The organism is Stenotrophomonas sp. GW821-FHT09E08, from assembly GCF_059416125.1.
Map to the genome: position 1 here is coordinate 233,996 of NZ_JBWKOO010000003.1, position 22,971 is coordinate 256,966.

Consider the following 22,971-nt stretch of genomic DNA (forward strand, 5'->3'; position numbering starts at 1 on the left):
GTGCCGGCCGCTGGCCGGCATCGCCGGATGCTGAAAACCCCGCCTCGGCGGGGTTTTTTGTTACACGATGACTCCAGAACAAGGACGGGGCCCATTGGCACCCGGCGCGCGGCAGACGAGCGGGTCACCCCTGCCCTCACGCGGGCGTCGACCTCCAGTGCGGTAGGCTCTGCCTGAGGTCGCGTTGCATCGCCAAGCCACGGATGCGCGACAGGTGGTGCTCCCGCACCTGCTCGTGGGGCTGTTCAGACATTGGAGATCTCCATGGAGAACGAACGAATCGAGACTCGGGGCGAAGATGGCCGCAGGGTGTTGGTATTCAAGTTCTGGCCTCACTTCGACGCAACGATTCTTCCCGGCACAAACCTGGTGGAAGGCCTGCCAAGGTATGCGCTGGCAAACGGCAATTCCGTAACCTTCGACGGCGTGGATTTCGAGATCGCCGCTACCGGCGAAGAGCTGGTCCGGTCGTTGGCCATCCAGCGGCCACCATCGGGCTGATTCGTTCGCCGTGTGGCCCGGCAGCATCTGCCAATCTGCAGCGGATCAGTGAACGGCCGGCCGCGCAGACCGGGCCGCATGCCCAGACTGCCTGACCACAGCGTGGCCCTGCATCAACGCTGCGGCGGTGTGCGTTCCCGGTCCGTAGTGTCCGACTTCGGCGGATCGTCACAGATCCGGTGCTGGGCCACGGTTTCACCCGCCTTCCATTCCTTCACCACCCGGCAGTGCTCCTTGGGTTTGACCGCCTTGGCCGCCGCAGCATCCGCCTCATCGGCAGCGGCGGTCTGCTGACGTTCCAGCCACACCGAGGGCGGCACTGGAGGTGCGGCCAGTACCGGGGCCGCCAACAGGGCCAGACCGACCAGCAGCACTGTCCTCATGCGGCCACCGGACCGCCACCGAGCAGGCGCGCCGGCAGCATGAACAGCGCGCGCAGGAACGCGAACAGCGCCGAGAAGGTGATGCCGACCAGGCGGAACGGCAGACTCAGCAGCCAGACGAACGGCCAAGCGATCAGGGCGAGGATCGCCAGCGGCCAGCACAGCACGAACAGCAGGCACCACACACCGAGCGCGAACAGAGTCTTCATCACGGTCTCCTTGTGGCGGCACCTTGCCGCCTGCGGACACCTTGGCGCCCTGCTCTGGCCGCGTGCAAACGGTTTGCGACGAAACCCGGGCTGGGGGCGATGAAAGCGGTGGTGGGGAAACCGGAGATTCATGAGGTTGCCGGCCAGCGGCCGGCACTACCGAACGGAATCACACTGGCACTGCACCCGGGCGGCCATGGGCCACCTGGAAACGCACAGCTGTGCGTACCGCCGCATCCGCGCGCAGCACGCTGTCGGCGAAGCGCAGTTCGGCGTCCACGGTCTGCCGGTTCAGCTGCAGCTTCCACCAGCCACGGCGGTCCCCGTCGAAATAGCGGATATGCGGGTTCTGCGGTATCGACGGCCCGTAATACGGTCCATACGGTGTGTCGTCGCCGCCACTGCTGATCGCCGGGGCGATGAATTCGGTGGCGACGACCGGCGCACTGGCCGCGTCGAAATCCAGCTTCAGGTCGTTGACGAAGGTGGAATGCCAGTCGCCGCCAAGCACGATGGCATTGCCCTGCCCGCCTGCCTGCATCGCCTGCAGCAGCCGGTTGCGTGCGGCGGGATAGCCATCCCAGGCGTCGTTCCAGAAGCGCTCGCGCGGGGTGCCAGCGTCCAGCCGCAGCTGTGCCATCAGCAGCTGCTGCACCACCACGTTCCAGCGCATGCCCTGCGCGGCGGCCATCGACTGCGCGAACCACGCTTCCTGGCCCGTGCCAAGCATGCTCATGCGCGGGTCCAGTGCAGCGTCACAGCGCGGCGACTCGCCCACGCCACAGGGATTGGCCGGGCGGAACTGGCGGCAATCGAGCAGGGTCAGCTGTGCCAGATCGCCATAGCGCAGCCGCCGATGTACGCGCAGGCCGCCATTGCCCGCAGGCATGCTGCGCATCGGCAGGTGCTCGTAGAACGCGCGATAGGCGGCCGCACGACGCACGATGAAGTCTTCGGTCGATACCCCGGGCTTCTCCGGATGGATGCCGGAATAATCGTTCTGTACCTCGTGGTCATCCCAGATCACCGCGAACGCATGCGCGGCGTGCGCAGCCTGCAGATCCGGATCAAGCTTGTACAACGCGTACTGGTCGCGGTAGCGCTCCAGGCTGACCGTCTCGCCACTGAAACGCTCGGCGTCCAGCGTGCGGCCGCGCGCGTTCTGCAGCGGGCTGTACTCGTACAGGTAGTCACCGGCATGCAGCACCAGGTCGAGATCGCTCTGGGCGATATCGCGCAGCACCGGATAGTAGCCGCTGTTCCAGGCCTGGCAGGTGCACAGGGCCAGCCGCAGCTGCTGCAATGGCGTGTCCAGCGGCGGCGCGGTGCGGAAGTGGCCGACCGCGCTTTCCTCGTTGCCGTCGCAGGCAAAGCGGTAGTAGTAGTCGCGGCCCGGGCGCAGGCCGTTGACCTCCACGTGCACCGAATGGGCCAGCTCGGGCACTGCCGCGGCAACGCCCCGCTGCACCAGCCGGCGCATGCCCGGGTCTTCGGCCACGAACCAGCGCACCGGCACCGCCCGCGATGGCATGCCACCACCGTTGAGCGGGTCCGGGGCCAGCCGCGTCCACAGCACCGCGCCCTGCGGATCCGGATCGCCGGCGGCGACGCCCAGGGTGAACGGATCGCGTCCCAGCCGCGGCCGAGGGCCGGCCGTGGCCAGCCCCGGCATCGCCGCCAGCGCGATCGCCGCCCCCGTGCCCTGCCACGCCATGCGCAGCAGGCGACGGCGGCTTTCCGGATCGACAGGCCCGCGCATCAGAAATGCACGGTGGCGGTGGCCATCACCTGCCGCGGCGCGCCGACCTGCATGGTCGCCAGGCTGCGGGTCGGGTCAGCGGCGTAGGTGCCATTGGTGTTGATCGAGGACAGATAACGCTTGTCGGTCAGGTTGGTCAGGTTCAGCGCCACGGTCAGGTTCTGCGCCGGGCCCAGCTTGCCGAAGTCATAGGCCACCGAAGCGTTCACCAGCCAGTAGCTCGGCACCGACACGTCATTGGTGTAGGTCACGTAGCGCTTGCCGACGTGGTTGGCGGCCAGGCGCATGTCCCACGGGCCCGGGGTCCAGGCCAGGGTGCTGGCGAACATCCATTCCGGGGTATCGACGGTCTTCTTGCCACGGGTCGGCACCACGCCGTTGTTCACGTAGTCGTTATCGTAGGTGCTGTCATTCCAGGACAGCGCGTTGGACCAGGTGAGGTCCTGCGTCGGCTTCAGCTGCAGGGTCGCCTCGGCACCGCGGCTGGTCACCGAACCGACGTTGGAGAACAGTGCCGGGCAACCGAGGATGCCCACGCACTGCGCGATGGCCAGCAGACGGTTGTCGAACTTGACGTCGTACACCGCCACCGAGGCTTCATAGCCGCGGCCGTAGCCACGCCAACCCAGCTCGATCGTGCGCGACTGTTCCGGCTTCAGGTTCTTCGCGCTGCTGTCGAATGCCGCCTGCGGCACGTTGAACGGACTGCCGACACCCAGTGCATAGGCGGTGATGTTCTTGGCGAACGAGCCGAAGATCTCATTGCCTTCGTTGAGCTTGAAGTTGAAGCCGGCCTGCGGCAGCAGCCCCTTCTTCGAGGTCAGGCTGCTGTTGTTGGCGTAGCTGCCCAGTGGCGTGCGCACACTGGTACGTGTGTGCGGCGACTTCGCACCGATGTCGATGGTCAGGCGATCATCGAACAGGCGGAAGCGGTCCTGCACGTAGAACTGGCGGGTGATGGTGGTGTAGCGCTGGTGCCACACGCGCTGGTCCGGGTTGCGCAGGAAGAAGTCGTCGGTGATCGGGCCGTCGATGTAGTAGAAGTTGCGCTGCACGCTGTGGCCGTTGTCCTCGTACCAGAGGCCAGCCTCCAGTTCGTGGCCACCGACGTTCCAGGTGAACGCCGAGGTCACGCCGGTGCGATCGATCGCATACTCGGTGGTGCGGATCGAGATTGGAATCTCGCGGCTGGTGCCCGGGTTGGACGGATTGGACGGGCTGAACCAGTGGCCCTGGCCACGGTTGCTGTGGTTGTAGACATTGACCTTCAACCGCATCGACTCGTTCAGGCCGAAATCGCCGGCAATGCTGGACAGGTCATCGTTGCGCAGGCCGTGGCCGGAGTAGTACGCATCCCATGGGCTGTTGACGCCGCCGCTGAATTTGCCGCGTGCGGCGGCGACCGCGCGATCCCAGTCCGGCGCGTAGTTGTCCCAGTCCCAGCCGAGGCGGTCGATCATCTCCAGCGACAGATCCTGGTAGTCGGCCTCGACGCGGCGCGACGCATTGAACAGCGCGGTGATCCTGCTGTCCACGCCGAAGTTGTACGTGGCCTTGCCGTTGAACTGCTTCAGCTCCTGCGAGCCCTTGCCCTTCCACTTGTCGCCTTCGGAATAGACGCCTGACAGGTAGGCAGCAAAGCCTTGATGGTCGCCGGTATCCAGCCGCGCATAGCTGCGGCGCGCACTGTCGCTGCCGAAGCTCTGTGCCAGCACCACCCCGTACTCGGTGGACGGATCGATCGAATAGAACTGGAACACGCCGCCGAGGTTGCTGGTGGACGGCGTGCCCAGCGCACCGATGCCGGTGGAGACCTCGGCACCGCCCAGGTTCTCGCTGATCACCGCGCGGCTGATATGCAGGCCGTTGCTGTTGCCGTAGGCCATGTTGCCCAGCGGGATGCCATCGAGGGTGTAGCCGAGGCGGTTCTGGTTGAAGCCGCGCAGGCTGATGGTGGTCGACCATTCGTAGGCGCCGGTGGCATCGGCCGACTCGAAATGCACGCCCGGCTTGGTTGCCAGCAGCTTCAGCGGGTTGGCACCGGGCGGCAACACCTTCATGTCTTCGGCAGTGACGCGCTGAACCTGGCGTGCTTCGCCGCGGCCGATCACCGAGACCGAATCGAGGGTGGTGGCCGACTGCGCGTCGGCGGCGGGGGCGGTTTCAGCGGCGGCCAGAGACGGGAGCGAAGCACAGACCAGCAGGGCCAGCAGATTGCGGCGGAGCGGAGCGTGGGACGGCATGGAGGCGGATTCCTTGGGCACGCTGGACGCCGAAGGGCGGCGTCGAAGGGCAGCAGCGGCGGAATCGTAGAAGCGTCGCGTTACATGTCATTTACACGCCACATACGGAACGTTGATGTTCCGAATGGTGCTGGGGCCGGCCTGTATCCGTGCCCCAGCGAACGTCCGTTACTCGAACGAACCGACCGAATCGTGGGCCAGGTTGTCGAAACGGGTGTACTCGCCGAAGAACTTCAGCTTGCACGAGCCGGTCGGGCCACCACGGTGCTTGCCGATGATGATCTCGGCCAGGCCCTTGTCCGGCGAATTTTCCTTGTTGTAGTAATCGTCGCGGTAGATGAACACGATCATGTCCGCGTCCTGCTCGATAGCGCCCGATTCGCGAAGGTCGGCCATCACCGGGCGCTTGTCGGTACGCGTTTCCAGCGAGCGGTTGAGCTGGGACAACGCGATCACCGGTACGTGCAGCTCCTTGGCCAGGCCCTTCAGCGAACGCGAGATTTCCGAGATTTCGGTCGCGCGGTTCTCGCTGTTGCCCGGCACGCTCATCAGCTGCAGGTAGTCGATCACGATCAGTCCCAGATCGTGTTCGCGCTTGAGGCGGCGGCACTTGGAACGCAGCACTTCCGGCGACACGCCCGGCGTGTCATCGATGAAGATCTTGGTTTCCTTCAGCATCTTGATCGCGCTGGTGACGCGGCTCCAGTCTTCGTCTTCCAGCTGGCCGGTACGCAGGCGCTGCGCGTTGATGCGGCCGTTGGAGGAAATCAGGCGCATCGCCAGCTGCGAGGCCGACATTTCCATCGAGAACACGGCCACGCCCTTCTTCGACTTGATCGCCGCATACTCGGCGATGTTCAGCGCGAAGGTGGTCTTGCCCATGGCCGGGCGCGCAGCGAGGATGATCAGGTCGGTCGGCTGCAGGCCGGCGGTCATCGCGTCGAAGTCGTTGTAACCGGTCGGCAGGCCGGTGATGTTGCCGCCGTTCTCGAAGCGGTTGCGCAGTTCCTCGAAGGCATCCTTCAGTGCGCCAGGCATGGCCACGAAGTCGGTACGGCCCCGCGCACCCTGCTCGGCGATGGCGAACACGCTCTTTTCCGCCGAGGCCAGCAGCTCACTGCTGTCGCGACCTTCGGGCTGGAAGCCATCGTTGACGATGTCGGTGCCGACCTGGATCAGCTGCCGCAGCACCGCCTTGTCACGCACGATTTCGGCGTAGGCCACGATGTTGGCCGCCGACGGCGTGGTGCTGGCCAGCTCGATCAGATAGGCACCATCGCCGACCAGTTCCAGCTTGCCCTGCGATTCGAACCACTCACCCAGGGTCACCGCATCGAACGGACGTTCACGTTCGGACAGCTCGCGGATCGCACGGTAGATCATCTGGTGGTCGCGGCGATAGAAATCGACCTCGGTCAGCTGGTCGTTGACCCGGTCATAGGCCTCCGGCGCCAGCATCAGCCCACCCAGCACCGCCTGCTCGGCTTCCACCGAATGCGGCGGCACACGCAACTGATCGATGCGCGACTCGTCGCGATCACGATCAAAGCCATCACCGCGCTCTCTGCGGTTGGAACGGAAGCCGGAACGGGCGGACATGCTGCGGTGTTTCCTACGAAAGTGGCCAGACGAGTGTAGGCATGCACCGACCCCGGCGGCCATGGACAAACTTGTGGATAAGCCGTGGAAAAACGGGGGATATCCGCCGGTGCCTGGCCAGACTGGCATGGGGGCGTCGCACTGCCTGCGATGAACGCCGTTGCGGCGCCCAAGCCGTGCATTATCGCAGATCCACGCCCCGGGGTCGGATCCCGTGCAACATGCGGGCTCCGGCCCGCCCAGCTGGACGTGGGGTCGGATCCCTCTGCAAAGCAGAGGGCTCTGACCCCCTCGGTCTCAATCGCCCTTGGTGTGCACCGCGATCAGCGTCAGAAAGCGGTCCACGTAGCCCTGCAGGAATTTCTGCGTGCCCTCGTTGTGGATCGTGCCGTCGGCATCGATCAGGCCTTCCTTGAAATGGATGAACGCCTCGGGCTGGCCGAGCACGTGCATGTCCAGGAACGCCAGGCTGTTGCGCAGGTGCTGCTGGGCCACAGCGGTACCGATCTGGCCGATGGACGCGCCGATCACCGCCGCCGGCTTGCCAGCAAATGCGCTGTCACCATACGGGCGGGAGCCGATGTCGATGGCGTTCTTCAACACGCCCGGGACCGAGCGGTTGTATTCAGGGGTCACGAACAGCACTGCCGTGGCGGCGCGCACCTGGTCTTTCAGGCGCGTGCCCTGCGCCGGGTAATGCGCATCAAAATCCTGGTCGTACAGAGGCAGATCGCCGATCTGCACGTACTGGAAGCGCGCGCGGTCGCCGGCGATCTTCTCCAGCGCATGGGCCAGCTTGCGGTTGCAGGAATCCTTGCGCAGGCTGCCAACGAACACGGCGATGGTGGGGACGGACATCGGGACAGACTCCTCACGGTGCGGGAGGCCCAGCCTAGTCGCCGGGCCCGTGCAGGCCGGTGAAGATCAGCTGCCGGTGACGTTCGCGCGCACCTGCCGCCAATGCGCCTGCCACGCCTGGAACATCAGCACGTTCCACAGGTGGGTATGCCACTTGCGCTGGCCCCCGAGGAACTGCTGCCACAGGGGCTGCACGGCCACCGCCGACAGCACGCCCTCGCGCTCCAGCCGCGCCGGCTGCAACAGATCCTCTGCCCACGGCCGCAGGTCGCCCTTCAACCAGTCGCTGACCGGTGCGCCGAAGCCGCGCTTGGGTCGATGCACCATCGACTGTGGCACGTAACGGCCCAGCACGCGCTTGAGCAGCACCTTGCTGGTGGTTTCACTGCGCTTGAAGCCCAGCGGCAATGACCAGGCGAACTCGGCCACACGCCAGTCCAGCAGCGGCGCGCGCGCCTCCAGGCTGACCGCCATCGAGGTGCGGTCGACCTTGCACAGCAGATCGTCTGGAAGGTAGGTCACATAATCGGCCAGCATCATCGCGTCGGCCGGGGTGCCGGCGCCATGCAGCGGGTCGGCCAGATCGTAGAAACTGCCTGCCGCCTGCGCACCCGGTACTGCAGCGGCCGGGTCACGCCAGCGCGAAATACGGTTGCGGTACACATCGCCAATGCCACGCGCGCCGGACTCGGCCAGCAGCGCGGCCAGGCCGCCGGTACGCGAGGCCTCGCCCTGCTGCTGCGCGCGTGCGCCCATCCAGCGCCGCAGCGGGCCCGGCACACGGCCCAGCATCTGCCAGTTGCGCAGCGCACGCACGTAGCGGGTGTAGCCGAAGAACAATTCGTCGCCACCATCACCGGACAACGCCACGGTCACGCCCTGACGTGCCAACCGGGCGACCAGCGCGGTCGGCACCTGCGAAGCATCAGCGAAGGGTTCATCGAACATCGACGGCAGCTGCGGCACCACCGCCAGTGCATCGGCGCCACTGACGTAGAGTTCGGTGTGGTCGCAGCCCAGATGCGCAGCCAGCTCCCTGGCCAACGGCGCCTCGTCGTGGCCGGAGCCGGTGAAGCCGATGCTGAAGCTGTGCACCGGCTGCCCGCTCTGTGCCTGCATGAGTGCTGCCACCAGCGAGGAATCGGTGCCGCCGGACAGGAACACGCCCACTGGCACATCGGCCACCATGCGCAGCGCAACTGCATCGCGCAGCAGCGCGTCCAGCTGTTCCTCGGCCTCTTCGATGCGGCCCTGGAACGGAGCGGCAAGCGCTGCCTGCATGCGTGCACGCGCATCCCAGAATGGGCGCTGCGCCTGCTCCGGGCGATGCGCGGCCGCACCGGCGGCCACGGTGGCCGCATCCAGGCGCAGCACGCGGCCCGGCATCAGCTTGTAGCAGCGCTGGTGGATGCTGTGCGGCGCCGGGATGTAGTCCAGCCGCAACAGCAGGGTCAGTGCGTCGCGGTCGATGTCGTTGTCGAAGGCCGGGTGCTGCCACAGCGCCTTCAACTCGGAACCGAACACCAGCGTGTCACCGGCCCAACCGTAGTACAGCGGCTTCTTGCCGACACGGTCGCGGGCCAGCCACAAGCACTGCTCCTGGCGGTCCCACAGGGCGATGGCAAACATGCCGTTACAGCGCTGCAGGGTGTCTTCCATGCCCCATTGCAGGATCGCTGCCAGCAGCACCTCGGTATCGGAATGGCCGCGGAACTGGTGCCCCAGCGGTTCCAGCTCGGCGCGCAGCGCGGCGAAGTTGTAGACCTCGCCGTTGTAGGCCATCACATAGCGACCATCGGCCGAGGCCATCGGCTGATGGCCCAGCGGGGACAGGTCGAGGATGCTCAGGCGGCGGTGCGCCAGCGCGATGCCGGCCCCGGCATCGACCCAGCAGCCACCATCATCCGGCCCGCGGTGGTGCAGCGCCTCGCCCATGGCCAGGACCTGCGCCTGCAGCACCTCGGCCGACGCCACCGGCGCCGGCAACAACATTCCCGCCAATCCACACATGCATCAGGGTTCCTGCGCCAGTTCAAGGGCGGCGCCAATCACTGCATTGTCGCTTGGAAGCCCGAACATTGCTGCCCCCGCCAGCGGCGTATAGGTATCGGCACCGCAGACCCGGCGCAGCGGCAGGTGGCCGAAGCCGGCCTCGACCAGTGCGGTGACCACGCCCTCGCCCACCCCGCCGCTGTGGCGGCCCTCGTCCAGCACCAGCACGCGCCGGGCGCTGGCGGCCTGTGCGGCGATGAAGCCGGCATCCAGCGGCACCAGCCAGCGCAGGTCGACCACCCGCACCTGCCAACCCAGCTGCTGCTCGATTGCCCGTGCCGCACGCAGCGCCATCGGCACGCCGTTGCCATAGGTGTAGACCACCAGGTCGCCGGCGTCCGGCGCGTAGACCCGGCCCTCGCCCGGCACCAGCGCCTGGCCAGGCGCGGGGTAGTCGAACAGCCACTGGCCATCGCCCGGTTCGTGCAGATCCTTGCTCATGTACAGCGCGATCGGCTCCAGGAATACCGCCACCCGGCCATCCACCCGCGCCAGCGCTGCCAGCGTACGCAGCATCATCACCGCATCGTCGCCACGCGAGGGGCAGCCGACCACCAGGCCAGGGATGTCGCGCAGCGCGGTGATCGAATTGTCGTTGTGGAAGTGGCCGCCGAAGCCCTTCTGGTAGCCCAGCCCGGCCACCCGCACCAGCATGGGGTTGCGGTACTGGTCATTGGAGAAGAACTGCAGCGAACAGGCTTCACCACGCAGCTGGTCGATGGCGTTGTGCAGGTACGCCAGGTACTGGATTTCCGGAATCGGCAGCATGCCCATGTTGGCCAGGCCCTGCGCCATGCCCAGGATCATGGTTTCGTCCAGCAGGGTGTTGAACACCCGGCGTGGGCCGAAGCGGCGCAGCAGATCCTTGGTGACGGTGTAGACACCGCCCTTCTGCGCGACGTCCTCGCCGAACAACAGGCTCTGCGGATACTTCGCCAGCAGTTCCTGCAGGCCGTGGTTGATCTGTATGGCGAGGTGCCGTGGCGGTTGCCGTTCCGGCAGGGCGTCGGCACCGCCATACAGCGCCTCGCGCGCGTCGGCGGGCGGCGCCCGCTCGGCTTCAGCCTGCACCGTTACTGGCGTGTACGGCGCCAGCGGCGCCATCACTTCTTGCAATGACTGCAGCCGGGGTCGCCCCTCAACCTCTGCAGCAGCGGCCATGCAGCGCGCGCGCATCGTCTCGTAGGCAACCTCGATCGCCGCCGCATCCATCCAGCCTGATTCCAGTGCGATCTGCGCCGAGCGCAGCAAGGGATCCTGCGCCTCGGCCGCACACAGCTCCGGCAACGCGCGCCATTCCACTTCGAAGTCGGTACCGGCATGACCCATCAGGCGCGTGGTGCGCAGGTGCAGGAAGGTAGGCCGCCGCGTGCGCCGGCAGTGCTCCACTGCGGCCTGCACCTGGGCGTGGCCAACCGCCAGATCCAGGCCATCGGCGAAGAAATAGTCCAACCCCGGCTGACGGCTGAAACGCTCGGCGATCCACCCTTCGGGCGTCTTTACCGAGATGCCCAGGCCGTTGTCCTCGCAGACGAACAGGATTGGTACCGGCAGTTTCTGGTAGGCAGACCACATTGCGGTATTGAACGCGGTCTGCGCGGTGGCATGGTTGGACGAGGCATCGCCGAACGAGCACAGCACGATGCTGTCGGTGGGAATCGGCAGCGCCTGCCCCAGCCGCTTGCCACTCTCGATGGCCAGCGCGGTACCCAGCGCCTTCGGCAGGTGCGAAGCAATCGTCGAGGTCTGCGGCAGCACCCACAACGGCTTGCTGCCCCACACCTTGTGGCGCCCCCCGCTGGCCGGATCATCGACACTGGCAGCGAACGACAGCGCAGCGTCGCGCACCGGGTCGATGCCCGGAACTTGGCGCGAACGCTCGGCCATGAACGCGCCGGAGCGGTAGTGCAGGAACGCTGGATCGGTATGCCGGCAGGCCCGCGCCAGCAGCGCATTGCCCTCGTGACCGGAAGAGCCGATGGTGTAGAAGACCTTGTTCTGCACGCGCAGCACGCGCGCCATCAGGTCCAGCTGGCGACTGGCCAGCTGCGAATCGAACAGGTCGTCGAAGGCAGCGGCGGTAAGCGTGGTGCCCGGCAGGATCGGCGCGTCCGGGGCCGGTCGCTGGCGTGGGGTCCCGCGCCAGCCCCGCACTGCATCGAGGAAATTGACATCGCACACTTCGGCGCGGTTGAGCACGCGCATGCGTGCGGGAATCGGATCTGGAACCACAGCGAACATCGAACACCCTCCGTGTCGTTGTTGCATTCCGCCGGGCACGGCCCGGCGCTACCCCGTGGGGGTCACCTTGGTGAGAGTCACGCGGCCTCGAAGCGCGCACGGACCTCGGCGGTCACTGCCGGCATCGGCAGGAAGCGCGGTTGCGCGCGCACGCGCTGCAGCCAGCCGCGCACCTCCGGGAAGAGATCCAGCGCAATGCCACCCTCGCCCGCCACATCGGTGTAGGCGAACAGGGCGATGTCGGCAATGCCGTATCCGCTGCCGGTGAACCACTGCGCCTGCCGCAGGTGCTGCTCCATCACCGCCAACGCGTTGGCGGCGCGCTCGTGCAGGCGCGGCAGTTCAGCGCGCCGCGGTGAATCCGGTGCGGTCCAGCCACGGATGAAGCGCGCCACTGCCACGCAGGGCTCGTGCGTGTACTGCTCGAAGAACATCCAGCTCAACGCCTGCGCACGCTCCCAGCCGTCGCTGGGCAGGTACGGCGTGCCTTCGGCCAGCCAGAACAGGATCGCATTGGATTCAGTCAGCACGCGACCGTCGTCGCGGACGATCAGCGGCACCTTGGCATTCGGATTCAGCGCGAGGAATTCAGCGGTGTGGGTCTGGCCATGGGCGCTGTCCACTTCCACCCAGCGGTAACGGCTGCCGAGCTGCTCCAGCAGCAGGCGGACCTTGTGGCAGTTACCCGAGACCGACATGCCATGCACCGTCAGCGGGATGCGCTCTTCCAGCATTGCCTGCTCCATCGAATCCGGCCGGCGGCCGGCTGCGGGCAGTCTGGCAAGCGCACCGGTGAATGCCAAGCGCGGGTGCAGCATGGCACCCTTGTAGCGCCGGCCGCTGGCCGGCAATCGCACGAATCCTGCCAAGAGGTTGCCGGCCAGCGGCCGGCACTACCGGGCAACGCTCAGCGTGCGCGCTGCCGCCACTGATCGCGCGACTGCCCCCAGATCTGCATCGGCTTGTCGTTGTACGGCGGCGGCAGCTCGCCCATGCGCAGCAGCGTGCTGCCCAGCTTGCGCGCGACCACGCGGGAGTTCTCGTTGTCCTCTGCGATGGTGTGGACCACCTCATCCCAACCCAGCGTGTCGAACGCCCAGTCGATCGCGGCGGTGGCAGCTTCCGGGGCATAGCCCTTGCCCCAGCTGGCACGACGGATGCTCCAGCCGACCTCGGTGCCCGGCCAGTCCTGCGGCTGCCACGGTCCCATCCGGCCGACCCACTCGCCGCTGGACTTTTCGATCACGCTGAACATCGAGAAACCAAACAGCTGCCAGGCCCCCGCCAGGCTGCAGAAGCCCCGCCACGCGACCGAGGGCGGCTGCACACCTCCGAGCGTGCGCATCACCTCTTCGTCGGCGCAGAAGGCCAGGTACTGCTCATAGTCGTCACGCTGCGGTGGACGCAGGATCAGGCGCTCGGTTTCCAGGCGCAGGTCGAAGATGCTCATGCCGATTCCATATCGCAGTGATGGGAAGGCCCATGATGGTAGACCCACATCCGGCGCGGATGAACATCGGCGTCCCCAACGAAACGGGCCGGCATGTGCCGGCCCGTCAGGTACTGCGTGGTGCGGATGGATTACTGGCGGGTCGCGGCGGTAGCGCCGGCAGCCGCGGTCTGCGTGACCAGCTGGCCATCGACCACCGGCAGGCGATCGCTGGCCGGCTTGTTGTCCATACGCACGGTCTTCTCTGCACCGTCGTAGCGGTAGGTCACGTTATAGCCCTTGACCACATCGCTGGTGCCCATGGCGATGCGGTTGCCCGGCTTGCTGCCCATGCGCATGGTGCCGGTGGTGCCGTCTTCATTGCGGTAGGTCACGTTGTAGCCGGTGACACGGCTCGACTCGGAGGTGGCCGTTTCGGTGTGGCACTGGCGCTCGGTGCGGTTGACCACGCGGCCACCCACATGGCGCTTGTCGACCTGGTTGCCGATGAAGCCACCGGCCACGGCGCCGGCAGCGGTCGCGGCCTTCTTGCCATTGCCGCCGCCCACCTGGTTGCCCAGCAGGCCACCGACCACGGCACCGACCACGGTGCCACCGACGTTGCCGTCACGCTCGGGCAGGCGTTCCTGCACCACCACGTCCTGACACACCTCATGCGGGGTCTGGGTAGTGGACGTCTCGCGTACCGGATCGGTGCCGATCACGGTGGCATAGGCCTTCTGCTTCTCGGTGATCGGATCGACCTTCAGCACATCGGCATATTCCAGGCCACGCGGCGCACTGGCGTCCACTGCGTCGCCACGTGCGCCATCGTCGGTGGCATTGCCATCGACCAGGCGCGATTCACTCGGGTTTCCGGCGCTGAGCTGCTCAGGCGACTTGTCGCCACTCTTCATGAAGGCGGCGGTTGCGATACCACCGACCAGCAGCGCGCCCGCTGCGACCAGGACAGTTGTAGTTGTGCTTTTCATGACCTGCTCCTTGCGGACCGTCCGCAACGTTCTCAGGCCAGATTGCAGCATGCGGTGCCTGAACGGAATCTCCACATTTCCTGCTCACTGCCGTAACCCATTCAGCATCTGGAAATGCTGGGCCCGTGGTAGCGTTTGCACATTCCCCAGGAGGACCTCCGCCATGGCCAACCCGATGCTGCTGCCGGTCCTGCAATGGGCGCGCCGGCTGCGCTACCCCACCCTGTTCAAGCTGACCGCAGGCCTGTTCGCGCTGACCCTGTTCATCCCCGACCCGATTCCGTTCGTCGACGAACTGGTGCTGGGCTTTGGCACCCTGCTGCTGGCCAACTGGAAGAGCCGGAGCGCGACCACGCCACCGCCCCTGGAGCAGCGTTGAACCTGCTGGTCGACAGCCACTGCCACCTGGACGCCAGCGAGTTCGACCGCGACCGCGCCGCCGTGGTCGAGCGCGCACAGGCAGCTGGCGTGCACCAGCAGGTGGTGCCGGCGGTGACCGCGGCCAGCTGGCCGAAGCTGCGCGAGGTCTGCCGGCTGGCCCCGGGGCTGTATCCGGCCTACGGCCTGCATCCGATGTTCCTGGCCGAGCACCGCCCCGGGCACCTGTCCGAGCTGCGCGAGTGGATCGAGCGCGAACGCCCCTGCGCGATCGGCGAATGCGGCCTGGATTTCTTTGTCGAAGGCCTGGATGCAGAGACGCAGCAGGCGTACTTCATCGGCCAGCTGGAACTTGCCCGTGAGTTCGAGCTGCCGGTGATCGTGCATGCGCGGCGCGCGGTGGATGCGGTGATCGCCGCGATCCGTCGCATCGGCGGCCTGCGCGGCGTAGTGCACAGCTTCTCCGGCAGCCCCGAACAGGCCGCACAACTGCACAGGCATGGATTCCTGCTGGGCCTGGGCGGACCGCTGACCTACGAGCGCGCGCAGCGACTGCAGCGACTGGTGCGGGAGATGCCGCTGGAACAACTGCTGCTGGAGACCGACGCCCCGGACCAGCCCGACGCCGGCATCCGCGGCCTGCGCAACGAACCCGCACGACTGGCAATCATCGCCCGCCATGTGGCGGCGTTGCGCGGAATCGAGCTGGATGCGCTGGCGCAGGCCACGACGGAAAATGCGCGGCGGTTGTTCAACCTGCCCACGATGTAACGGTAGGTGCCGACCTTGGTCGGCACGCTGTAACGACCGCGGTGGACCCTACGCCGGGCATGGCCCGGCGCTACCGATCACGCGTCAGCGTGATCCTCGACCACTTCAGCCTTCACCTTCTTCGGCTCCAGCAGCATCTCCAACGCCTTGCCGACAGCGGCGAAGGCGAACGCGCCGGTGATATGGGTGGCTGCGCCCAGGCCGGCACCGCAATCGAGCTTCAGTGCCGCATCGGCCCCCAGGTTCGGGCGGAGGCCGCAGACACTGCCGTCGGCCTGCGGGTACTTCACGTTCTCCAGCGAGTACACCGCCGGCACGCCGAAGTAGCGCTTGGCATTCTTCGGGAAGTTGAACTCGCTGCGCAGCTTCTTGCGGATCAGCGCCAGCATGGCGTCGTGCTCGGTGCGCGAGACGTCGCGGATGCGCACCAGGGTCGGATCAGTACGGCCACCGGCGGCACCGACAGTCAACAGCGGCAGCTTGCGGCGGCGGCACCAGGCGATCGTCTCGACCTTGACCCGGAAGCTGTCGCAGGCATCGATCACCAGATCGAAACCACGGTCCAGCAGTTCGGCCATGTTGGACACGGTCAGGAACGCCTGCACCGCATCGACCTCGATCTCCGGATTGATCGCGCGGCAGCGTTCGGCCATCGCCTCGGCCTTGTTGCGCCCATAGTTGCCTTCCATCGCCGGCAGCTGCCGGTTGGTGTTGGACACGCAGATGTCATCGGCATCGATCAGGGTCAGGTGGCCGACCGCCGAACGTGCCAACGCCTCCACCACCCACGAGCCGACCCCGCCCATCCCCACCACTGCCACGCGGCTGCCCTGCAGGCGCTCGAGCGCGCCCACGCCATACAGACGTTCGATGCCGGCAAAGCGTTGTTTGACCTGTTCGTTCATCGGGCTATTTTAACGTGCAGGCGCCGGTACCTACAGCGCGCTGGCATCGAACCCACCGTTGCACGCCCGGAGAGCCCGCCATGAACGCCAGCCCGTCCCACCGCCGCCCGTCCACTGCCTATCGCTACCTGTTCGTGCTGTGCCTGGGCCTGCTGATCGGGCTGATTGCCACGGTGATGGTGGGACGTGCCCTGCAGGCCCGCCGTGACCCGTTCCCGGACAGCCTCATGCAGGTGATGCAACGGCAGTCGCAGATGTTGCAGCAGGCCCAGCAGCAGAACCGCTGCAGCCTTGTCGACAGCGTTCCGCGGCTGCAGGCCATCCGCCTGTTGTCCAACGATCTGGACCTGGCCTTTCCCGGGCTGAAGGACAGTGCGCAGTTCCAGCAGCATGCCAGCCAATTGCGCGGCAACCTCAACAGCGCGCTGGCTGCGCCGCCCAGCGACTGCACCACCTTGGCCAAAGTGGTGGAAACACTGCAGGCGGACTGCCGTGCCTGCCACCAGGACTACCGCTGACACGCATTCATCCTGCAGCCGGCCAGGGCACGCATGGTTGGCGCGTTGTTCACGTTCGAAAGGAGAGGATTCGTCCACCCTGCTGCATGACGCAGTACCACCCAACGCACCCGCCTTCACGGCCAGGAGACGCCCCATGAAGATCCAGCTCATCGCTGCCAGCGCCATCGCAACTCTCGCCCTGGCCGGCTGTGCCACCCCCGGCGGCTACGGTGGCGGTGGTTACAACAACGGCTACAATAATGGCGGCTACGGCAACAATGGTGGTTACAACCAGGGCCGCTGCGCCGACTGCGGCATCGTCACCCGCATCAACACCGTGCAGTCCGGCCGCACCGCGCCCAGCGCCACCGGCGCGATCCTCGGCGGCATCGTCGGCGCCGTGGCCGGCCACGAGATCTCCGACCACACCGGCGGCAGCCGCGGCAACAAGAACATCGCTGCCGCTGCAGGCGCGGTCGGTGGCGCCCTGGCCGGCAACCAGATCCAGAAGAACGTGACCAGCGATACCTACGACATCAGCGTGCGCATGGACGATGGCCGCACTATTGTGGTCAACCAGCGCGACCTCGGCGGCATCCGCGAAAACACCTACGTGCGCGTGGTCAATGGGCGGGTCGTTCTGCGCTGACCTGCGGCGGGCCGACAGCAAAGAAAAAGGCCCGCTTGCGCGGGCCTTTTTCATGCCGGAGTGCGGCAGGTATTACGCCGGCTGGACCTTGTCAGCCTGCAGGCCCTTCTGGCCCTGCACGACTTCGAAGGTAACGGCCTGGCCTTCCTTGAGGCTCTTGAAGCCCTGGGTCTCGATGGCACGGAAGTGCACGAACACGTCCTCGCCATTCTGCCGGCTGATGAAGCCGAAGCCCTTCGCATCATTGAACCACTTTACGGTACCGGTCTCGCGATCAGCCATCTCACTAACTCCCTTTGACTCTCTCTTGTTGTTGGAAACGCCTGGTGGGCGGCTGACAAGCAAGGGGGAAGCGAGGTGCATCGATGCAGCGGATCGGAAAGATCTTGCTTCATCAGGCCACGATCCACGGTGACCTTGCCAAGCTCAGCGACTGCAACTTAACCCGCCCAAAACGAAAAAGCAACTGGCAAAATCTTTCACTGTCAACCCCAAAACGGCGACCATACGGGACAGCATGGGACTCTCATTCATCTTATATCTGCTAGCGGTCATTTTTGTCCTCGTCGGCATCGCCGGGATCATCCTTCCGGCCCTCCCCGGGATCCCGCTGGTCTTCATCGGACTGCTGCTGGCGGCCTGGGCCGACGGCTTCGCGCACGTCGGCTGGCCCACGCTCGTCGCACTGGGCGTACTGACCGTGCTGTCGCTGCTGGCCGACGTGCTGGCCACTGTGGTCGGCGCGCAGCGGGTGGGCGCCAGCCGCAAGGCGTTGTGGGGCACCTTCGTCGGCAGCATCGTCGGCCTGTTCTTCATGCCGATCGGCCTGTTCGCCGGGCCGTTGATCGGCGCCCTGCTGGGCGAGTACTGGCACACCCGCGAACTGGGCCGCTCAACCAAGGTCGGGCTGGCCACCTGGCTCGGCATCCTGCTCGGCCTGGCACTGAAACTGGCCGTGGTGATCGCGATGCTGGGCCTGTTCGCCTTCGCCTGGTTCCTGTGACACCTCCGTCTTCACGCCCTGCGCACGTCTTGGCCGTGCATAAACAGTGGGGGCTGGCCGTGATCCGTTGCAGCCGCCACACTGTGCGATCCCCGTATTCACCGAAGGGCCTGCTGGAATGACCCTCCCCCCGCTGCTTCCCCGCCTTGCGCCGTTGGCGCTGGCCCTGGCCAGTGCTCCGCTGGCCGCGCAGGAATTCGTTCCCGGCACCGATACCTCGCCGGCGGCTTGCGCCGCCATTACCACCGACGCTGCGCGTCTGGCCTGTTATGACCGCCTGTTCGCGCACACCCCGCAGGCCACGGCCGCTGCCGACGCCGCTGCCGAGGCGGCCGCGCAGGCCCGTCGCGAAGAGCGCCAGACCGCACGCGTAAGCCAGGGCGAAGAGAAGCTGCGCGAGCGGGTCGGCGACCTGTTCCGCCCCTCTGCGCCGGACAGCGCGCTGGCCAATGCCGGCCGAGGTTCGCTGCTGGACAGCCGCTGGGAACTGGCCGAAGACTCCAAGCTGGGGCCGTTCCAGCTGCGTGCGTACAAGCCGGTGTACCTGCTGCCCGCGTTCTGGACAAGCGACCGCAACACCACGCCGCATTCGCCAAACCCGGCCAACACGGTCACCACGCCGCAGGTACTGGACAGTGCCGAGCTGAAGTTCCAGATCAGCTTCAAGACCAAGATCGCCGAGAACCTGTTCGGCGACAACGGCGACATCTGGGCCGGCTACACCCAGAGTTCGCGTTGGCAGGCCTACAACGGCGAGGATTCGCGCCCGTTCCGCGAAACCAATTACGAGCCGGAAGTGATGATGGTGTTCCGCAACGGTTACTCGATCGGTGGCTGGCGTGGGCGCATGACCGGCATCGCGCTGAACCACCAGTCCAACGGTCGTGCCGACCCGCTGTCGCGCAGCTGGAACCGGGTGATGCTCAACATCGGCCTGGACCGCGAGAACTGGGCGCTGGTGCTGCGGCCGTGGTACCGCATTCCCGAGACCCGCAGCGACGACAACAACCCGGACATCGAGGACTACATGGGCCGCGGCGACGCGACCCTGACCTGGAACCGCAACGGCCATGAAGTCTCGCTGATGGCGCGCCATTCGCTGCGCACCGGCAGCCGTTCGCACGGCGCCCTGCAGCTGGATTACGGCTTCCCGATCAGCAATCTGCTGCGCGGCCATGTGCAGGTCTTCGATGGCTATGGCGAGAGCCTGATCGACTACAACCACAAGGCCACCTACGTGGGCGTGGGCGTGTCCCTGCTGGAGTGGTTCTGATGGTCGTGACGATCTGGCACAACCCGGCCTGCAGCAATTCGCGCGGCGCACTGAAGCTGATCCGCGATGCCGGCTTCGAGCCGGAAGTGATCGAGTACCTGGGCGACCCACCTGACGTGGCCACGCTGCGTCAGGTGCTGGCCGAATCCGGATTGAGCGCGCGTGACCTGGTGCGCAGCAAGGAAGCGCAGTTCGCCGAACTCGGTCTGCAAGATGCTGACGATGCCAGCCTGCTGGCGGCGATGGCCGAGCACCCGCGGCTGATCAACCGCCCCGTGGTGCGCACGCCCAAGGGCACCCGGCTGTGCCGCCCACCGGAAACGGTGCTGGAAGTCCTGTAACCCACCCCGCTTTGGTGGAGCCGAGCCATGCTCGGCTGCGGTTCGCGTGCTACCCATGAATGCAGCCGAGCATGGCTCGGCTCTACAGAACGGACTACAGCCAGTCGGTGATGCCTTCGCGGCGGTACACCTCGGCGAACGCCGGGCGTGCCTTCATCGCCGTGGCATGCGCCTTGAGCGGCGGCCAGGTGTCGCTGGGCTTCGGCATGTTGCGCGACCAGCGCATCAGCATCACCAGCATGCAGTCGGCCACGCAGGGCGTCGCGCCCAGCAGGTACGGTCCGTGTGCCTGCAGGTGCGTGGCCACATGCTGCCAGGCCGCTTCCAGGCGCTGCCGTGCCATCTCGCGGCTGGCCTCCACGTTTGCCTCGCCCGCCACTTCGTGCGGATAGAACCAGGCACGATAGGCCGGCTGCAGCGTATTGGCACACCAGAACATCCAGCGGTAGGCATCGGCGCGCTGCGGCGTGCCCAGTGCGGGCAGCAGGTGGGCCTCCGGATGGCGGTCAGCCAGATACAGTGCGATCGCCGCCGCTTCGGTCAGTACCAGGCCATCGATCAGCAGCGTCGGCACCACACCGGCCGGATTCAGCGCCAGATACTCCGCTGATTTGTGCTCGCGCGCGTCGAAATCCAGCAGCACCAGTTCGTGCTCGATGCCCAGCTCGATCAGCAGCCAGTGGACCACCAGCGCGGCAGTACTGGTTGAACCATACAGCGTGGTGCTCATGCGCGGCTCCTGTGTGGATGGATCCGCCGATTATGCGCCCACGCGAGCGGTCGTTGCTCAGCCGCAGCGGCTCATGCAGGTATCGCGGCCTTCGCCACAGGACATGATCGGTGTGCGTATCGCGCAGTCGTGCGCCTTCAGTTCACAGGAACGGCGCAGTTCGGGGTTGGCAACGTCCTTGCAGCGCTTGTCTGGCGCCGGCACCATCTGTTGTTCGCAGCTGAAGTCGTTGCTGCCGATACTGCCCCGCGCCATGCAGCTGCGATAGTCGGCCTGACACTGCATGCGGCACTGCGAGGAGGCGGAGAAGTCCGCACCTTCATAGGATGAGGTTGTACTGCAGCCGGCCAGGGCCAGCAGGATCGCAACGGCGATGAATCGATGCAGGCCCATGAACACGTCCTGTGTGAGGTCGCGCCGAGCCTAGCAGAGCAGATGCTGCAGGTTCGTTAACCCTCACCACACAACAACGGCGCCACACGGGCGCCGTTGCTTGAACCGGATGCGCGGCAGGATTACTCCACCACCACCGGAATCTTGCCGATGCGGGCCTGCCATTCGCGCGGACCGGTCTTGTGCACCGATTCACCGGTTGAATCCACCGCCACGGTCACCGGCATATCCTGCACGGTGAACTCGTAGATCGCTTCCATGCCCAGGTCGGCGAAGCCAACGACCTTGGCCGCCTTGATCGCCTTGGACACCAGGTAAGCCGAACCACCGACGGCCATCAGGTAGGCCGACTTGTTGTCACGGATCGCTTCAATCGCCGCCGGACCGCGCTCGGCCTTGCCGACCATGCCCAGCAGGCCGGTCTGTTCCAGCACCTGGCGGGTGAACTTGTCCATGCGGGTGGCCGTTGTCGGGCCGGCCGGGCCCACTACTTCGTCACGCACCGGATCGACCGGGCCGACGTAGTAGATGAAGCGGCCCTTCAGATCGACCGGCAGCTGCTCGCCCTTGTTGAGCATGTCGACCATGCGCTTGTGCGCCGCGTCGCGACCGGTCAGCAGCTTGCCGTTGAGCAGCAGGGTCTGGCCCGGCTTCCAGCTGGCCACGTCCTCTTGAGTGATCGTGTCCAGGTCCACGCGGGTGCCCTTGGACGAATCGTAGGTCAGCTTCGGCCAGTCTTCCAGCGACGGCGGGTCCAGCATCACCGGGCCGCTACCATCCAGGGTGAAGTGCGCATGGCGGGTGGCGGCGCAGTTCGGAATCATCGCCACCGGCAGGTTGGCCGCATGGGTCGGGTAATCGTTGATCTTGATGTCGAGCACGGTGGTCAGGCCGCCCAGGCCCTGCGCACCGATGCCCAGCGCGTTGACCTTCTCGTACAGCTCCAGGCGCAGCTCCTCGATGCGGTTGGACGCACCACGGGCTTGCAGCTCGGTGATGTCGATCGGCTCCATCAGCGCTTCCTTGGCCAGCAGCATCGCCTTCTCGGCAGTGCCGCCGATGCCGATGCCGAGCATGCCCGGCGGGCACCAGCCGGCGCCCATGGTCGGCACGGTCTTCAGCACCCAGTCGACGATCGAGTCGGACGGGTTGAGCATGGCGAACTTGGTCTTGGCTTCCGAACCACCGCCCTTGGCAGCGACGATCACTTCGACCGTGTTGCCCGGCACCACCTTGACGTTGACCACGCCCGGGGTGTTGTCCTTGGTGTTGATGCGCTTGCCGGCCGGGTCGGCCAGCACCGAGGCGCGCAGCTTGTTGTCCGGGTGCATGTAGGCGCGGCGCACGCCTTCATTGGCCATGTCTTCCACGCCCATGGTGGCGTCATCCCAGCGCACGTCCATGCCGATTTCCAGGAACACGGTGACGATGCCGGTGTCCTGGCAGATCGGACGGTGGCCTTCGGCGCACATGCGCGAATTGATCAGGATCTGCGCCATCGCTTCCTTCGCGGCCGGCGACTCCTCGCGCTCATAGGCGGCGGCAAGGTTCTTGATGTAGTCGACCGGGTGGTAGTACGAGATGTACTGCAGCGCGTCGGCGATGGACTGGATGAGGTCTTCCTGCTTGATCGATGTCACGACTTGCTCGCTTGCTGGAGGCTGGCGGGGTAATTCCCCATTTTACCCCCTCCCCCGGCCGCGGGGTGGTAGTGCCGGCCGTTGGCCGGCAAGATCAGACCCCGAACCCTCTGTCACGCGAC

24 protein-coding genes are annotated in these 22,971 nt (G+C 66.3%); 8 read left to right on the forward strand and 16 right to left on the reverse strand.

All coding sequences use genetic code 11. From position 1 onward, the window contains the following. Positions 1–264: 264 nt before the first annotated feature. Positions 265–501, forward strand: coding sequence for a hypothetical protein (locus AC07M7_RS05730; protein ID WP_430765876.1), 237 nt, complete (start codon positions 265–267; stop codon positions 499–501). Between the two features lie 113 nt (positions 502–614). On the opposite strand, the gene AC07M7_RS05735 is transcribed toward AC07M7_RS05730, so the two are convergent. The 11 genes from AC07M7_RS05735 to AC07M7_RS05785 all read right to left on the reverse strand — a co-directional run bounded on the left by AC07M7_RS05735 (position 615) and on the right by AC07M7_RS05785 (position 14,266). After that, a complete protein-coding gene (locus AC07M7_RS05735) occupies positions 615–884 on the reverse strand; it encodes a hypothetical protein (protein WP_430765877.1) in 270 nt (89 codons plus the stop codon). Further along, a complete protein-coding gene (locus AC07M7_RS05740) occupies positions 881–1,093 on the reverse strand; it encodes a hypothetical protein (RefSeq protein WP_005410275.1) in 213 nt (70 codons plus the stop codon). Before AC07M7_RS05740 ends, AC07M7_RS05735 begins: the two co-directional genes overlap by 4 nt. Before the next feature lie 169 nt (positions 1,094–1,262). Next, positions 1,263–2,852 (reverse strand): alkaline phosphatase D family protein, encoded by a 1,590-nt coding sequence (locus AC07M7_RS05745; RefSeq protein WP_495206932.1) that lies wholly within the window; start codon positions 2,850–2,852, stop codon positions 1,263–1,265. Then, positions 2,852–5,095 carry a TonB-dependent receptor family protein gene (locus AC07M7_RS05750; protein ID WP_495206933.1) on the reverse strand — a complete coding sequence of 748 codons (2,244 nt, stop codon included), beginning with the start codon at positions 5,093–5,095 and terminating at the stop codon, positions 2,852–2,854. Before AC07M7_RS05750 ends, AC07M7_RS05745 begins: the two co-directional genes overlap by 1 nt. 168 nt (positions 5,096–5,263) lie before the next feature. After that, positions 5,264–6,694 (reverse strand): replicative DNA helicase, encoded by a 1,431-nt coding sequence (locus AC07M7_RS05755; RefSeq protein WP_046984333.1) that lies wholly within the window; start codon positions 6,692–6,694, stop codon positions 5,264–5,266. Positions 6,695–6,991: 297 nt separating this feature from the next. Further along, on the reverse strand, positions 6,992–7,552 hold the full coding sequence (locus tag AC07M7_RS05760) for an NADPH-dependent FMN reductase (RefSeq protein WP_046984334.1): 561 nt from the start codon (positions 7,550–7,552) through the stop codon (positions 6,992–6,994). A gap of 66 nt (positions 7,553–7,618) precedes the next feature. Beyond that, positions 7,619–9,562 (reverse strand): asparagine synthase (glutamine-hydrolyzing), encoded by a 1,944-nt coding sequence (gene asnB, locus AC07M7_RS05765; protein ID WP_495206934.1) that lies wholly within the window; start codon positions 9,560–9,562, stop codon positions 7,619–7,621. A 3-nt stretch (positions 9,563–9,565) separates the two neighbouring features. Then, a complete protein-coding gene (locus AC07M7_RS05770; protein ID WP_495206935.1) occupies positions 9,566–11,845 on the reverse strand; it encodes a thiamine pyrophosphate-dependent enzyme in 2,280 nt (759 codons plus the stop codon). 77 nt (positions 11,846–11,922) lie between these two features. After that, positions 11,923–12,579 carry a glutathione S-transferase family protein gene (locus AC07M7_RS05775; protein ID WP_046984383.1) on the reverse strand — a complete coding sequence of 219 codons (657 nt, stop codon included), beginning with the start codon at positions 12,577–12,579 and terminating at the stop codon, positions 11,923–11,925. A 173-nt stretch (positions 12,580–12,752) separates the two neighbouring features. Next, positions 12,753–13,295 carry a GNAT family N-acetyltransferase gene (locus tag AC07M7_RS05780; protein ID WP_482997805.1) on the reverse strand — a complete coding sequence of 181 codons (543 nt, stop codon included), beginning with the start codon at positions 13,293–13,295 and terminating at the stop codon, positions 12,753–12,755. 131 nt (positions 13,296–13,426) lie between these two features. Continuing rightward, positions 13,427–14,266 carry a glycine zipper 2TM domain-containing protein gene (locus AC07M7_RS05785; protein ID WP_317233321.1) on the reverse strand — a complete coding sequence of 280 codons (840 nt, stop codon included), beginning with the start codon at positions 14,264–14,266 and terminating at the stop codon, positions 13,427–13,429. 163 nt (positions 14,267–14,429) lie between these two features. Between AC07M7_RS05785 and AC07M7_RS05790 the strand changes: the two genes are divergently transcribed. Next, complete coding sequence (locus AC07M7_RS05790; RefSeq protein WP_099784760.1) at positions 14,430–14,645, forward strand: DUF6116 family protein; 216 nt, start codon at positions 14,430–14,432, stop codon at positions 14,643–14,645. Continuing rightward, entirely contained in the window at positions 14,642–15,415 is a 774-nt protein-coding gene (locus tag AC07M7_RS05795; RefSeq protein ID WP_495206936.1) for a TatD family hydrolase, read from the forward strand. The genes AC07M7_RS05790 and AC07M7_RS05795 overlap by 4 nt, the downstream gene beginning before the upstream one ends. Positions 15,416–15,492: 77 nt before the next feature. Here AC07M7_RS05795 and AC07M7_RS05800 read toward each other — a convergent pair whose 3' ends face one another. Continuing rightward, entirely contained in the window at positions 15,493–16,320 is an 828-nt protein-coding gene (locus tag AC07M7_RS05800) for a tRNA threonylcarbamoyladenosine dehydratase (RefSeq protein ID WP_046984341.1), read from the reverse strand. 80 nt (positions 16,321–16,400) lie between these two features. Between AC07M7_RS05800 and AC07M7_RS05805 the strand changes: the two genes are divergently transcribed. Then, positions 16,401–16,838, forward strand: coding sequence for a hypothetical protein (locus tag AC07M7_RS05805; protein ID WP_482997803.1), 438 nt, complete (start codon positions 16,401–16,403; stop codon positions 16,836–16,838). A 136-nt stretch (positions 16,839–16,974) separates the two neighbouring features. Next, complete coding sequence (locus AC07M7_RS05810; protein ID WP_495206937.1) at positions 16,975–17,469, forward strand: glycine zipper 2TM domain-containing protein; 495 nt, start codon at positions 16,975–16,977, stop codon at positions 17,467–17,469. 72 nt (positions 17,470–17,541) lie between these two features. On the opposite strand, the gene AC07M7_RS05815 is transcribed toward AC07M7_RS05810, so the two are convergent. Next, positions 17,542–17,751, reverse strand: a complete 210-nt coding sequence (locus AC07M7_RS05815) for a cold-shock protein (protein WP_046984344.1) — start codon at positions 17,749–17,751, stop codon at positions 17,542–17,544. Between the two features lie 235 nt (positions 17,752–17,986). Between AC07M7_RS05815 and AC07M7_RS05820 the strand changes: the two genes are divergently transcribed. The 3 genes from AC07M7_RS05820 (at position 17,987) to arsC (ending at position 20,086) form a co-directional block, all read left to right on the forward strand. Then, positions 17,987–18,472 (forward strand): DUF456 domain-containing protein, encoded by a 486-nt coding sequence (locus AC07M7_RS05820; RefSeq protein WP_010486801.1) that lies wholly within the window; start codon positions 17,987–17,989, stop codon positions 18,470–18,472. A gap of 118 nt (positions 18,473–18,590) precedes the next feature. Then, on the forward strand, positions 18,591–19,745 hold the full coding sequence (locus AC07M7_RS05825) for a phospholipase A (RefSeq protein WP_495206938.1): 1,155 nt from the start codon (positions 18,591–18,593) through the stop codon (positions 19,743–19,745). Next, positions 19,745–20,086 (forward strand): arsenate reductase (glutaredoxin), encoded by a 342-nt coding sequence (arsC, locus tag AC07M7_RS05830; RefSeq protein ID WP_046984346.1) that lies wholly within the window; start codon positions 19,745–19,747, stop codon positions 20,084–20,086. The genes AC07M7_RS05825 and arsC overlap by 1 nt, the downstream gene beginning before the upstream one ends. A gap of 94 nt (positions 20,087–20,180) precedes the next feature. Here the strand turns inward: arsC and AC07M7_RS05835 are convergent, their stop codons facing one another. The 3 genes from AC07M7_RS05835 to AC07M7_RS05845 all read right to left on the reverse strand — a co-directional run bounded on the left by AC07M7_RS05835 (position 20,181) and on the right by AC07M7_RS05845 (position 22,849). Continuing rightward, on the reverse strand, positions 20,181–20,816 hold the full coding sequence (locus AC07M7_RS05835; protein ID WP_253078165.1) for a glutathione S-transferase family protein: 636 nt from the start codon (positions 20,814–20,816) through the stop codon (positions 20,181–20,183). 57 nt (positions 20,817–20,873) lie between these two features. Beyond that, positions 20,874–21,209, reverse strand: coding sequence for a hypothetical protein (locus AC07M7_RS05840; protein WP_495206939.1), 336 nt, complete (start codon positions 21,207–21,209; stop codon positions 20,874–20,876). A gap of 122 nt (positions 21,210–21,331) precedes the next feature. Beyond that, a complete protein-coding gene (locus tag AC07M7_RS05845; RefSeq protein ID WP_495206940.1) occupies positions 21,332–22,849 on the reverse strand; it encodes a fumarate hydratase in 1,518 nt (505 codons plus the stop codon). Positions 22,850–22,971 lie beyond the last annotated feature (122 nt).

Coding starts and splice junctions, on each gene's coding strand:
- AC07M7_RS05730 (WP_430765876.1), top strand. CDS start 265: ATGGAGAACGAACGAATCGAGACTCGGGGCGAAGATGGCCGCAGGGTG.
- AC07M7_RS05735 (WP_430765877.1), bottom strand. CDS start 884: ATGAGGACAGTGCTGCTGGTCGGTCTGGCCCTGTTGGCGGCCCCGGTA.
- AC07M7_RS05740 (WP_005410275.1), bottom strand. CDS start 1,093: ATGAAGACTCTGTTCGCGCTCGGTGTGTGGTGCCTGCTGTTCGTGCTG.
- AC07M7_RS05745 (WP_495206932.1), bottom strand. CDS start 2,852: ATGCGCGGGCCTGTCGATCCGGAAAGCCGCCGTCGCCTGCTGCGCATG.
- AC07M7_RS05750 (WP_495206933.1), bottom strand. CDS start 5,095: ATGCCGTCCCACGCTCCGCTCCGCCGCAATCTGCTGGCCCTGCTGGTC.
- AC07M7_RS05755 (WP_046984333.1), bottom strand. CDS start 6,694: ATGTCCGCCCGTTCCGGCTTCCGTTCCAACCGCAGAGAGCGCGGTGAT.
- AC07M7_RS05760 (WP_046984334.1), bottom strand. CDS start 7,552: ATGTCCGTCCCCACCATCGCCGTGTTCGTTGGCAGCCTGCGCAAGGAT.
- asnB (WP_495206934.1), bottom strand. CDS start 9,562: ATGTGTGGATTGGCGGGAATGTTGTTGCCGGCGCCGGTGGCGTCGGCC.
- AC07M7_RS05770 (WP_495206935.1), bottom strand. CDS start 11,845: ATGTTCGCTGTGGTTCCAGATCCGATTCCCGCACGCATGCGCGTGCTC.
- AC07M7_RS05775 (WP_046984383.1), bottom strand. CDS start 12,579: ATGCTGGAAGAGCGCATCCCGCTGACGGTGCATGGCATGTCGGTCTCG.
- AC07M7_RS05780 (WP_482997805.1), bottom strand. CDS start 13,295: ATGAGCATCTTCGACCTGCGCCTGGAAACCGAGCGCCTGATCCTGCGT.
- AC07M7_RS05785 (WP_317233321.1), bottom strand. CDS start 14,266: ATGAAAAGCACAACTACAACTGTCCTGGTCGCAGCGGGCGCGCTGCTG.
- AC07M7_RS05790 (WP_099784760.1), top strand. CDS start 14,430: ATGGCCAACCCGATGCTGCTGCCGGTCCTGCAATGGGCGCGCCGGCTG.
- AC07M7_RS05800 (WP_046984341.1), bottom strand. CDS start 16,320: ATGAACGAACAGGTCAAACAACGCTTTGCCGGCATCGAACGTCTGTAT.
- AC07M7_RS05805 (WP_482997803.1), top strand. CDS start 16,401: ATGAACGCCAGCCCGTCCCACCGCCGCCCGTCCACTGCCTATCGCTAC.
- AC07M7_RS05810 (WP_495206937.1), top strand. CDS start 16,975: ATGAAGATCCAGCTCATCGCTGCCAGCGCCATCGCAACTCTCGCCCTG.
- AC07M7_RS05815 (WP_046984344.1), bottom strand. CDS start 17,751: ATGGCTGATCGCGAGACCGGTACCGTAAAGTGGTTCAATGATGCGAAG.
- AC07M7_RS05820 (WP_010486801.1), top strand. CDS start 17,987: ATGGGACTCTCATTCATCTTATATCTGCTAGCGGTCATTTTTGTCCTC.
- AC07M7_RS05825 (WP_495206938.1), top strand. CDS start 18,591: ATGACCCTCCCCCCGCTGCTTCCCCGCCTTGCGCCGTTGGCGCTGGCC.
- arsC (WP_046984346.1), top strand. CDS start 19,745: ATGGTCGTGACGATCTGGCACAACCCGGCCTGCAGCAATTCGCGCGGC.
- AC07M7_RS05835 (WP_253078165.1), bottom strand. CDS start 20,816: ATGAGCACCACGCTGTATGGTTCAACCAGTACTGCCGCGCTGGTGGTC.
- AC07M7_RS05840 (WP_495206939.1), bottom strand. CDS start 21,209: ATGGGCCTGCATCGATTCATCGCCGTTGCGATCCTGCTGGCCCTGGCC.